Genomic DNA, 10,343 nt, shown 5'->3' with positions numbered 1-10,343 from the left:
TCCCACGCCACCCATTCCTACCCCGTGGGTACGACGGCTTCCCGCCCACCGGGCCGGGCGCCGGAGGCGACGCCGGCCGACGGGCGACGCCCACCGATCCGTCGATCCGTACCCCGGGATGGGAAGCGCGTGGGTGGTGCGGACGCTGACCGCTAGAGTCGGGTCGTGGCGCTCGGTCTTCCCTCGGTCCTCCCCAATCCGCAGCCGGCGATCGGGGAGCTCATCCGTGACCGTCAGCCGACCTTCTCGTTCGAGTTCTTCCCGCCCAAGACCGAGGCGGGGGAGCGGCTGCTCTGGCAGGCGATCCGCGAGCTGGAGTCGCTGCGCCCGTCGTTCGTGTCGATCACCTACGGCGCGGGCGGCTCGACGCGGGACACCACCGTGGCGGTGACCGAGCGGATCGCCACCGACACCACCCTGCTGCCGATGGCCCACCTGACGGCCGTCAACCACTCCGTCGCCGAGCTGCGGCACGTGATCGGCCGGCTCGCCGGGGTGGGGGTGCGCAACGTGCTGGCGGTGCGCGGCGACCCTCCGGGCAACCCGGGCGGCGAGTGGGTCCGCCACCCCGAGGGCGTGGACTACGCCGAGGACCTGGTGCGCCTGGTGCGCGACGCCGGTGACTTCAGCGTGGGGGTGGCGGCCTTCCCGTACAAGCACCCCCGCTCACCCGACGTGGCCAGCGACACCGCGCACTTCGTCCGCAAGTGCCGGGCCGGCGCCGAGTTCGCGATCACCCAGATGTTCTTCGAGGCCGACGACTACCTGCGGCTGCGCGACAGGGTGGCCGCCGCGGGCTGTGACACCCCGATCCTCGCCGGGGTGATGCCGGTGACCCAGATCGGCACCATCGAACGGTCCGTCCAGCTGTCCGGCGCGCCCTTCCCGCCGGCGCTGGCGGCGCGCTTCGAGCGGGTCGCCGACGACCCGGAGGCGGTCCGCCGGCTCGGCATCGAGCAGGCCAGCGAGATGTCCCGCCGGCTGCTGGACGAGGGCGTTCCGGGGATCCACTTCATCACCCTCAACCGGTCCACCGCGACCCGCGAGGTCTGGCAGAACCTCAAGGCCGGCGCGCCGGTGTGAACGCCGCGCCGCGACACCTGAAGCCCGTCACGACGGTTGATCCGTGGTGGGCACACAGCTGAACTGGGACCAGTACGCCACGGCGTGGGCGCGGCTGCACGGCGGTTTCGACCCCCGGACCGCCGCGCCGGTGGTGCGCGCCTGGCTGCGGTTCGCCTACCACGTCGGGTACGTGCTGGGCCGGCTGCGGGTCAGCCCCACGGCGGTCACCGTGGCCGGGGTGCTGCTCTGCTTCTGCGTGCCCCTGCTGGCGACCCGGCCGGCGGACGGGCCGTTCCTCGGCGCGTTGTTCGTGCTGCTCGCGTCGGTCGCGGACAGCGTGGACGGGGCGGTGGCGGTGGCCACCGGCCGCACCACCCGGCTCGGCTACGTCTACGACTCGGTCGCCGACCGGCTCGGCGAGGTGGCCTGGCTGTTGGCGTTCTGGCTGGTCGGCGCGCCGGGCGCGCTGGTCGTCGCGGGCGGCGCACTGTCGTGGCTGCACGAGTACGTCCGGGCCCGGGCGATCTCCGCCGGCATGCGCGACATCGGCGCGGTGACCGTGGGCGAACGCCCCACCCGGGTGTCGGTGGCGCTGGTCGGGTTGCTGATCGCCGGGCTGGCCGGCCTGATCGAGCCCGATCTGGCCGCCGGCACCATCACCATGGCGACCGCGGTGTGGGTGCTGCTGGCCGGCTTCGGCCTGGGGCAGTTGCTCTCCACCGTCCGCCGCGCCCTGCTCGAAGCCGGCTGACGGGCGGGCTGCGCCTACCAGGCGGGGCCGATCTCGTCGGCGACGATCTGCGCGGAGAGGGTCACCATCGGCAGCCCACCGCCGGGGTGACTGGAGCCACCCACCAGCCACAGCCCGTGCGCCGGGCCCCGGTTGGCCGGCCGGAGCAGCCCGCCGGCGGTGCCGTAGATCGAGCCGCCCGGCGCGCCGGTGGCCGCGTCCAGGTCGGCCGGGGTGCGGATCTCGCGGAACAGCAGCCGGTCGCGGACGTCCACGCCACGCTCCGCCAGCACCGCCAGGATCCGGTCGGCGTACGCGTCGGCCAGCCCGGGGCGCCGCCAGTCGACCGCGCCCGTGGCGGTGCCCTGCCGGGCGGCGTTGACCAGCACGAACCACGCCTCGTGCCCGGACGGGCGGACCATCGGGTCGTCGGCCACGGTGACGAACACCGTGGGGTCGGCCGCCGGCCGGGCCCGTACGCCGCGCCCCGGGTCGCCGAAGACCGCGTCGAACTCCGCGTCGTAGTCGCGCGGGAAGAACACGTTGTGGTGGGCCAGCCCGGTGCTGCCGGAGACGCCGAGCAGCAGCACGAAACCGGCCAGACTGCGGTCGGTCAGCCCGGCCAGCCGGCGCGGGTGCGGCAGCAGGTCACGGTAGACGGTGAGCGCGTCCACGTTGGCCACCACCACGTCGGCGGGCACCGGCGCGGCGACGCCGTCGAGGCGTACCCCGTGCACCCGGCCGCCGGCGGCGTCGATCCGGGTCACCGTGGCGCCGGTCTGCACGACCACGCCGAGGTCCAGGCAACGCGTCAGCAGCGCGTCGGCGAGCGTGCCGAGCCCACCGCGCAGGTACCAGCCGCCGAAGGTCAGCTCGGCGTAGGGGACCGCGGCGAGCGCGGCCGGCGCGCGGCGCGGGTCGGCGCCGGTGTAGGTGGCGTACCGGTCCAGCAGCATCCGCAGCCGTGGGTCGGACAGGTACCGGCGGCTCAGGCCGCGCAGGGTGCGGCCCGGGGCGATGGCGGCCAGGTCGCCGACGCGCCAGGCCAGCGACGCGAGGTCGCGGGGGGAGTCGACGGCGCGGCGCAGGATGTCCCGCGAGGAGGCGTGCCACACGCGCGCCGCCCGACGCCACAGCCGCTGCCAGTCGGCCGCCGCCCGGTCACCGAAGGCGGCCCCGATCCGGGCGGCGAACTCCACCGGGTCGGCGCAGGAGTCCAACCGCGGGCCGCCGTCCCCGAAGACGTGCCGGACGATCGGGTCCAGCGGCACCAGGTCCAGGTACTCGTCGAGCTTCGCCCCGGTCGCCTCGAACAGGTCGTGGAACACCTCGGGCAGGGTGAGCAGGCTCGGCCCGGTGTCGAAGTGGAACGACCCGGCCGGGGTGTCGTGCACGTACCGGCCGAGCTTGCCGCCGACCGTGTCGGCCCGCTCGAGGACGGTCACCTGGTGCCCGGTGGCGGCCAGCCGGGCGGCGGTGGCGAGGCCACCCACCCCGGCGCCGACGACCACGATCCGCGCCATGCCGTGCCTCCTAGCTGACCGGGCGGCCCCGCCAGGTCAGGCGGCGCTGCTTTCGCAGATGGTACGACCGCAGAGTCAGCCAACCGAGGACCACGACCGACACGGGGTGTGCGAGCGCGTCGGGCCACCACCGACCGCCGGTCGCGCGGGCGGTGAGCACCCGCCCGGCCACCCCGAGCAGGTAGCCGGCCAGGCCCACGGCGGCCACCACCGGCGCGCCGGCCGCCGCACCCGCCACCGCGACCAGCGGCGGGGCGGTGTAGAGCAGCAGCAGCGACGCCACCACGGCGGCCGCCGCGCCGGGGTGACCGAACGACGCCCACAGCGACTTCGAGTACCCGTCGCGCAGCTGCGGCCAGTCGTCGTACATCCGACACGCGGCCAGCCGGGAGCCGTCGGCCAGGGCGATCCGCCCGCCGGCCCGCTTGACCGCGCGCGCCAGTTCGACGTCCTCCAGGATCCTGTCGGCGACCGCGGCGTGCCCGCCGGCGACGGTGTAGCCCGCCCGGTCCACCACGAGGAACTGCCCGCCCGCCGCGGCCAGCGACGGCCGCGGCGAGCGCTCCATCGCGCGCAGCGGCAGGAAGGTCAGCCAGAGCCACTGCAACAGCGGCTGCACCAGCCGGTCGGCCGCCGTCGCCACGACGATCCGGGGGTACGGCGACAGCAACGTCGCGCGGGCGGCGCGCAGCTCGGCGACGGCCGCCGCCACGGCGTGCGGGGCGAGCACCACGTCGGCGTCGACGAAGACCAGCGCGGTGGCCGCCGGGTCGGCCCGGGTGGCCAACTGCCAGCAGGCGTGCGGCTTGCCCAGCCAGCCCGGCGGCGGGGCGTTCCCGGTGAGCAGGGTGACCCGCGGGTCGTCGCCGGCCACCGCGCGGACCACCTCGGCGGTGCCGTCGGTGGACCCGTCGTCGAGGACCACGATGCGCAGACCGGGTACGCCGCGCTGGGCGAGCAGGGCTCGCAGGCACGGCGTGACCCGGGCGGCCTCGTCGCGCAGCGGCAGCAGCACGGCGACCGGCTCGTCGACCTCGTCCGGCCGGTCGGTGGGCCGGCGCAGCCAGCGGGCGGCGTTGAGCCAGGTGTGCCCGGTCAGCGCGGCGACGGCGAGCAGCAGGGCGAGCAGGACGGTCATCGGGTCGCGTCGACGCCGGAGCGGTGCGCGTGGCGGTCCACCTGGTGCGTGTCCCGGGCCCGGCGGGCGCGCAGCAGGGTCACCGCCAGCGGCACGGCGGTGACCGACATGCCGGCCGCGCCCCAGAGCGCCGAGGCGGGCAGGTCGAGGAAGACCGCGTGGGCCAGGACGCTGGAGACGTACGTCCACAGGTAGAGCGCGATCATCGGGTGGTCCCGCTGGTCGGTGTGCTCGGCGGTCGGGCCGGCCAGCGGGCGCAGCGCGCTCATCAGCAGCACCGCGAAGAGCAGCCAGCCCAGGTAGTTGCTGACCGGGATGCCGGGCAGGCCGGGCAGCGCCGGGGTGGCGTCCCGCCAGACCCAGTACCCCTCGGCGACCATCTGCGGATCGAGGAAGAGATCCCAGGTGGCCAACCCCAGGGCGGCCAGCGCGATCCGCCACGCCCGCCGGAGGGCCGGCGACCCGGCGCCGCCGGTCAGCCGGACCGCCGCCAGCCACGCCGGCCAGGCCATCCAGGTCCAGGCCAACGGGATGATCAGCGGCACCCCGGCCAGCTTGGGGCCGAGTTCCCCGGAGTAGTCGTAGCTGCCGAACGGCACGCCGGTGGCCACCCCGATCGCCTCGATCGCGAACCCGCCGCCGGTGGCCACGGCGACCAGCGCCACCGCGACCCGGGGACCCCGGCTGAGCAGCGCGTGGCCGACCGAGAGCAGCCAGCCGAGCACGACGGTGGCCACGGTGAGCCCGGCCCGGGTGGCGCCGGTGGTCAGCGGGTAGCAGATCTGGGCGAGCACCAGGACGGCGAGCGGCGCCCAGGAGACCCCCCGCCGGGTCATGACGCCGCGTGCTCGAGGGGCAGGTCCCGGCCGAGCACGCCGAACGGCCGCTCGTCGCCCGGGAAGTGGAAGTCGCGCAGCACGTCGACGAAGCCGAACCGCCGGTACAGCCTCCAGGCCCGCGAGGTCTGCTCGTCGGCCTCCGGGGTGGACAGCAGCGTGGTGTCGCCCTCGGCCATGGTGAGCAGCGCGCGCAGCTGGCCGGCGCCCAGGCCGTGCCCCTGCGCGGGTGGCCGGACGTGCAGCTCGACGACCTCGAAGCAGTGGGTGAGCCAGCGCTGCCGGGTCGGTGCGTCCAGCGCCCGGTGCACCTGGTCGTGCCACCACTGGCCGGGACCGCCGAGGTAGCCGTAGCCGAAGCCGGCGAGGCGACCCTCGCTGGTCAGGCTGGCCACCGCGCGGAACCCGGGCCGGCGGACGTGGGTGGCGATGTAGCCGCGCCGGGCCTCCAGCAGGTCGGTGCGGTATCCCATCGCCTCGCCGTAGACGGCCACCACGTCGTCCAGCCGCCGGACGAGATCGTCCGGCGTCCAGCGCACCAACCTCATGCCCGTCCACCCTTCACCGTTTCGGGGCCGTCGTCGACCCACCCGAGCACCGTCCGGTCGCCGACCACGTCGCGCACCTCGAACCGCGCGAACAGTTCCTCGGCGTACCAACCCGCGGTGGGGGTTCGCATGATCGCCGCCCGGTGCTCCGGGTGACGGTACGCGAACGCCACCAGGTCCGTCGGGTCGCGCCACACGCTCACCGTGCCCTGCCAGCCCAGCGGCGCCTCACCGACGCCGAACCGGGCCAGCAGCCCCGGCGCGTCGCGCAGGGCGGCGGCCACCGGCGGGATCGCCCGCCAGAAGGTGGCCGCCCGGCGGGCCCGCAGCCGGGCCCGGGTCAGCGCCAGCACCGGGCCGGTGACCGGGCCGCCCGACGGCTCGCCGAACGGTCGATGGCCGGACCACTCGCCCCGGCTGCTCAGTGGGCGCAGGTCGACCCGGGCGTGGGCGCGGGCGATCCGCGCCCAGGCGCGGCCGACGGACGAGTCGTCGAAGCCGTCCGCCGCGGCGGACGAGTCCCAGACGGTCAACGCCGCCCACCGGGTCAGGTCCGCGTCACCCGGCCCGAAGCCGGTGCCGGTCCCGGTGCCCAGCAGCTTGCCGAACCGGACGCCCGGGAGGGCGCGCAGTCGGCCCGGGTCCAGGGCCATCCGGGTCAGTGCCCGGGGCAGCGCGCCGCGGGCGGTCCGCCACACGTGCAGGGTGACCAGATCCGGAACGGTGCTGCTGTGCCTGCTGGTTCGCTCGCTGCTGTGCCTGCTGGTTCGCTCGCTCCGCTCGCTCACGCCACCTCGGCCGGGGCGCCGGCCGTGACCCGCAGCAGCTCGGCGTAGGTGGTGGGGAAGACCGCCTGCGGTACGCCGCCCGCGGCCCAGATCTCCGGGTACGCCTCCAGCGCGGTGTCCACCAGGGTGCGCAGCGGTCGCGGGTGCCCGAGCGGGGCCACCCCGCCGATCGGCTGCCCGGTGTGCGTCCGGACGAACTCCGGGGTGGCCCGGCGCAGCCGGGTGACCCCGATCGACGCGGCCAGGCCGGCGGTGTCCACCCGGTGCGCGCCGGAGGTGAGCACGAGCAGCGGGGCGTCGTCCGCGTCGAAGATGAGCGAGTTGGCGATCTGGCCGACCTGGACGCCGAGAGCCTCGGCGGCCGCTGCGGCGGTGTGCACCGCGTCGGGCAGCAGGCGGACCGTGCTGGGCTGGCCGGCGCCGTCGAGCGCGCTGGCGCCGTCGAGCGCGTCCTGCACCGCCCGTACGTTCGGGTGTGGCTGCATGTCGCCATTCTTCCCGGTCCGCCGGTGGTCGGTTCAGCCGGCCACGCCGTTTCCCGCCGCCGTGGGCGCGTCCCTGCGTGGCACCCGGTCCCTGGTCACCGACCTCGACCTGCCCGACTATCCGGCCTCCGTCTGACCCTCCCGTCGCGCCCCCGTGCAGGGCCGGCGCGTCACACGTTGCTTTTTCGTCGGAGGGGAGGTGTACTGTCAACAGCAGTTAGAACGAGTGTTCGATTGCCTCGAACGCCCGTTCCAACCAGCCGGAGCGCGGTGTTTCGCGGCGCCAGCCCCGGCGGTGCGGCTCCGCGGGCCGCACCTGGGTTTCCGGGCAGTCGCGAGCCCGGTCCCGACAGGCAGGAGCGTCGTCCGCCGCCCACGACCCCCGGGCGGCGGGCGACGAACCCGCCGGTACGCCGGCCGGGTGTGGTGTGGGGAAGCATCCACACCCGGCCGGCCACACCCGGTGCGTCTTCCTCCGCACCACCCGACCTCGGCATCCCATCGGCGGCACCAGTGCGCCGAGGCGACGCCCCGGCCACGTGGAGGAGACAGTCCATGCCGTCCAACCCGGCTCAGGCACCGACGGTGCCGGCGCACGTGCTGCCGCACCGCACCCCCGCCCAACTCCTCACGTTGGCCCGGCGCGGGCTGGTCGAAGCCGGCCAGACCCGACCCGACGGCCTGCGCTACGCGGCCGCCCACCTGTCGGCGTTGCGCGCGGCGGCCGCGCTGCTCGCCGCCCGGGCCCGACCCGCGCCGGCCCGGCGCAACCGGATCACCAGCGTCTGGGTCCTGCTCTGCGGCGTCGCCCCCGAGCTCGACGAGTGGGCCCGGTTCTTCGCTGCCGGAGCCGGCAAACGGGCCGCTGCCGAGGCCGGCATCCCCCGGGTGGTCACCGCCCGGGAGGCCGATGACCTGCTCCGCGCGGCCGAACAGTTCGTCACGGTGGTGGAGACCGCGCTCGGCGTGGCTCACCAACCGGCCCTGGACGGCCTCGCCGCATGATCCCGCCGGTGCTGCCGGCCGCCCGGCGGGGGGAGCCGGGCGGCCGGCAGCACGGCGTGCCGGTCCTGATCTGATCCACAGCAACGACGGGGGGTTGGTCCGATGGCGGGCCGCATGGTGGTCGGTTCCGCCGCACTGGCCGATCTGGTACGCCCGGCGAGCGCACCCGATCCGGTCGGCGGTCACCGGGTGCTGCCGGTGGCCCCCGAGCTGACCGGCCTGCTGCCCAACCGTGGTCTGCGCCGGGGCAGCACCATCGCGGTCGCCGTCGGTCAACCCCGGCGCAGCGGTGGCACCTCGCTGGTGCTGGCCCTGCTCGCCGAGGCGTCCCGAGCCGGCTCGTGGTGCGCCGTGGTCGGGGTGCCGACGTTCGGCGCGGGCGCGGCCGCCGAGTTGGGCATCGCCCTGGACCGGCTGGCCCTGGTGCCGAATCCCGGCCCCGAGTGGGCCACCGTGGTCGCCGCGCTGATCGACGGGGTGGACGTCGTGGTCACGGCCGTGCCGGCCACGGTCTCCGCCTCGGTCGCCACCCGGCTGGCCGCCCGGGCCCGGCAGCGCGGCAGCGTGCTCGTCCCGTACGGCCGGTGGGACGGCGCGGACGTGACGCTGCAGGTGGTCCGTGGGATCTGGGAGGGGCTCGGGTCGGGCCGGGGCCGGCTGCGCCGCCGGGAGGTCACCGTCTCGGCGCGCGGGCGCGGGGCGGCCGCCCGTCCCAAGGAGATCAAGGTCTGGCTCCCCGGTGACGAGCTCACCCGGGTGATCCCCCGCACGGTGCCCTCGACCGTGAGCCGACCGGCCGTGTCGCTCGCCGGCCGGCCCCGCCCGGTGCCGCCGGCCGGTGACCGGGCCCGCGCCGACGCCACCCGACAGGGCGCGCTCACCCTGGTCAGCCCGGCGTGACCGGGGTCGTGGGGCGCGGCGCCGGTCCGACCGGTCCCGGGCCGGGAGGTCCGGGGTGACCGGCTCGGCGGTCCGGACGCTGCTGCTGTGGTGCCCGGACTGGCCGGTGCTCGCCGCCGAGATCGTCGACGGGGTGCCGGCCACCGGCCCGGTCGCCGTGCTGCACGCCAACCGGGTGGTCGCCTGCTCCGAGCGGGCCCGCGCCGAGGGGGTGCGCCGAGGCCTGCGCAAGCGGGAGGCGCAGGGCCGCTGCCCGCAGCTCACCGTCGTGGAGTACGACCCTGGCCGGGACGCCCGGGCGTTCGAGCCGGTGGTCGCCGCGGTGGAGGAACTGGTCGCGGGCGTCGAGGTGGTCCGTCCGGGCGCCTGCGCGGTGGCCGCCCGGGGGCCGAGCCGCTATCTCGGCGGCGAGGAGGCGGCCGCCGAGCGGATCATCGAGCACGTCGCCCAGTCGTGTCTGGTGGAGAGCCAGGTCGGCATCGCCGACGGGGTCTTCGCCGCGGGGCTGGCCGCCCGCGCCGGCCGGGTGGTGGCGCCGGGCGGGACGCCGGAGTTCCTGGCCGGGTTGCCGGTCGAGGCGCTCGGCCGGTCGGCGCTAGCGGACCTGCTGCGCCGTCTCGGTGTGCGGACCCTGGGTGAGTTCGCCGCGTTGCCGGCCGGCGACGTGCTGGCCCGGTTCGGGTTCGACGGCGCGCTGGCCCACCGGCTGGCCGCCGGGCGGGACCACCGCCCGCTCGCCGTCCGGCAGCCGCCGGCCGACCTGACGGTGACCGCCGAGCACGACGAGCCGATCGACCGGGTCGACGCGGCGGCGTTCGCCGCCCGCGCCCTGGCCGAACAGCTGCACGACCGGCTGGCCGGGCACGGGCTGGCCTGCACCCGGCTCGGCATCGAGGCGGTCACCGCGCACGGGCAGGAGCTGCACCGGGTGTGGCGGCACGACGGTCTGCTCACCGCCGCGGCCATCGCCGACCGGGTGCGCTGGCAGCTCGACGGCTGGCTCTCCGGCAGCAACGGCCGGGCCGGCGCCCGACCGGCCCGGCCGACAGCCGGCATCATCCGACTGCGGCTGGTCCCGGACGGAGTGATCGCCCAGGCCGGCCTGCAATCCGGCCTCTGGGGAGAGGTCGGCGAGGAGCGGGAGCGGGCGCACCGGGCGTTGAGCCGGGTGCAGGGCATCCTCGGCCCGGAAGCGGTGGTCACCGCGGTGCTCGGCGGCGGACGTTCCCCGGGCGACCAGGTGCGGTTGGTGCCGTGGGGCGACGAACGGCTCCCCGCCCGTCCCGGCCCACCGCCGGGCGAGCTGCGCGGCGCCGGCGCGGTGT

At 76.4% G+C, this 10,343-nt stretch carries 12 protein-coding genes; 6 read left to right on the top strand and 6 right to left on the bottom strand.

The window, feature by feature from the left end; translation table 11 throughout:
* Positions 1-165 precede the first annotated feature (165 nt).
* Together metF and DKT68_RS09030 are read left to right on the top strand one after the other, a co-directional pair.
* Positions 166-1,083, top strand: coding sequence for a methylenetetrahydrofolate reductase [NAD(P)H] (gene metF, locus DKT68_RS09035; protein ID WP_109816967.1), 918 nt, complete (start codon positions 166-168; stop codon positions 1,081-1,083).
* A gap of 43 nt (positions 1,084-1,126) precedes the next feature.
* Positions 1,127-1,816: a CDP-alcohol phosphatidyltransferase family protein gene (locus DKT68_RS09030; protein WP_109816966.1), complete on the top strand. Its 690-nt coding sequence runs from the start codon at positions 1,127-1,129 to the stop codon at positions 1,814-1,816.
* A 14-nt stretch (positions 1,817-1,830) separates the two neighbouring features.
* On the opposite strand, the gene DKT68_RS09025 is transcribed toward DKT68_RS09030, so the two are convergent.
* The 6 genes from DKT68_RS09025 to DKT68_RS09000 form a co-directional block, all read right to left on the bottom strand.
* Positions 1,831-3,318: a phytoene desaturase family protein gene (locus tag DKT68_RS09025; RefSeq protein WP_109816965.1), complete on the bottom strand. Its 1,488-nt coding sequence runs from the start codon at positions 3,316-3,318 to the stop codon at positions 1,831-1,833.
* A 10-nt stretch (positions 3,319-3,328) separates the two neighbouring features.
* Positions 3,329-4,456 (bottom strand): glycosyltransferase, encoded by a 1,128-nt coding sequence (locus DKT68_RS09020; RefSeq protein ID WP_109816964.1) that lies wholly within the window; start codon positions 4,454-4,456, stop codon positions 3,329-3,331.
* Positions 4,453-5,292: a carotenoid biosynthesis protein gene (locus DKT68_RS09015; RefSeq protein ID WP_109816963.1), complete on the bottom strand. Its 840-nt coding sequence runs from the start codon at positions 5,290-5,292 to the stop codon at positions 4,453-4,455. Before DKT68_RS09015 ends, DKT68_RS09020 begins: the two co-directional genes overlap by 4 nt.
* Positions 5,289-5,840 carry a GNAT family N-acetyltransferase gene (locus tag DKT68_RS09010; RefSeq protein WP_109816962.1) on the bottom strand — a complete coding sequence of 184 codons (552 nt, stop codon included), beginning with the start codon at positions 5,838-5,840 and terminating at the stop codon, positions 5,289-5,291. Before DKT68_RS09010 ends, DKT68_RS09015 begins: the two co-directional genes overlap by 4 nt.
* Positions 5,837-6,553, bottom strand: coding sequence for a monooxygenase (locus tag DKT68_RS09005; RefSeq protein ID WP_109816969.1), 717 nt, complete (start codon positions 6,551-6,553; stop codon positions 5,837-5,839). Before DKT68_RS09005 ends, DKT68_RS09010 begins: the two co-directional genes overlap by 4 nt.
* Positions 6,554-6,624: 71 nt before the next feature.
* On the bottom strand, positions 6,625-7,113 hold the full coding sequence (locus DKT68_RS09000) for a YbaK/EbsC family protein (protein WP_109816961.1): 489 nt from the start codon (positions 7,111-7,113) through the stop codon (positions 6,625-6,627).
* Here DKT68_RS09000 and DKT68_RS31120 point away from each other — a divergent pair.
* The 4 genes from DKT68_RS31120 to DKT68_RS08985 all read left to right on the top strand — a co-directional run.
* Positions 7,112-7,249, top strand: a complete 138-nt coding sequence (locus tag DKT68_RS31120; RefSeq protein ID WP_161556635.1) for a hypothetical protein — start codon at positions 7,112-7,114, stop codon at positions 7,247-7,249. The two genes, DKT68_RS09000 and DKT68_RS31120, sit on opposite strands and share 2 nt — an antisense overlap.
* Before the next feature lie 419 nt (positions 7,250-7,668).
* The gene (locus DKT68_RS08995) at positions 7,669-8,118 is read left to right on the top strand and encodes an SAV_6107 family HEPN domain-containing protein (protein ID WP_109816960.1); all 450 of its coding nucleotides are present in this window, start codon (positions 7,669-7,671) and stop codon (positions 8,116-8,118) included.
* Positions 8,119-8,220: 102 nt separating this feature from the next.
* Positions 8,221-9,018, top strand: a complete 798-nt coding sequence (locus DKT68_RS08990; RefSeq protein ID WP_109816959.1) for a hypothetical protein — start codon at positions 8,221-8,223, stop codon at positions 9,016-9,018.
* Between the two features lie 55 nt (positions 9,019-9,073).
* Positions 9,074-10,343, top strand: a 1,270-nt coding sequence (locus DKT68_RS08985; protein ID WP_109816968.1) for a DNA polymerase Y family protein, incomplete at its 3' end; no start/stop codon positions are given.

The organism is Micromonospora acroterricola (assembly GCF_003172955.1).
Classification (GTDB): domain Bacteria; phylum Actinomycetota; class Actinomycetes; order Mycobacteriales; family Micromonosporaceae; genus Micromonospora; species Micromonospora acroterricola.
The sequence above is the reverse complement of the archived record's forward strand: the minus strand, read 5'-3'. Positions and strand labels throughout refer to the sequence as shown.

Excerpts from the sequence above, each read along its gene's own strand:
- DKT68_RS09025 (WP_109816965.1), bottom strand. The coding sequence starts at position 3,318 with ATGGCGCGGATCGTGGTCGTCGGCGCCGGGGTGGGTGGCCTCGCCACC.
- DKT68_RS09020 (WP_109816964.1), bottom strand. The coding sequence starts at position 4,456 with ATGACCGTCCTGCTCGCCCTGCTGCTCGCCGTCGCCGCGCTGACCGGG.
- DKT68_RS09015 (WP_109816963.1), bottom strand. The coding sequence starts at position 5,292 with ATGACCCGGCGGGGGGTCTCCTGGGCGCCGCTCGCCGTCCTGGTGCTC.
- DKT68_RS09010 (WP_109816962.1), bottom strand. The coding sequence starts at position 5,840 with ATGAGGTTGGTGCGCTGGACGCCGGACGATCTCGTCCGGCGGCTGGAC.
- DKT68_RS31120 (WP_161556635.1), top strand. The coding sequence starts at position 7,112 with ATGTCGCCATTCTTCCCGGTCCGCCGGTGGTCGGTTCAGCCGGCCACG.
- DKT68_RS09000 (WP_109816961.1), bottom strand. The coding sequence starts at position 7,113 with ATGCAGCCACACCCGAACGTACGGGCGGTGCAGGACGCGCTCGACGGC.
- DKT68_RS08995 (WP_109816960.1), top strand. The coding sequence starts at position 7,669 with ATGCCGTCCAACCCGGCTCAGGCACCGACGGTGCCGGCGCACGTGCTG.
- DKT68_RS08990 (WP_109816959.1), top strand. The coding sequence starts at position 8,221 with ATGGCGGGCCGCATGGTGGTCGGTTCCGCCGCACTGGCCGATCTGGTA.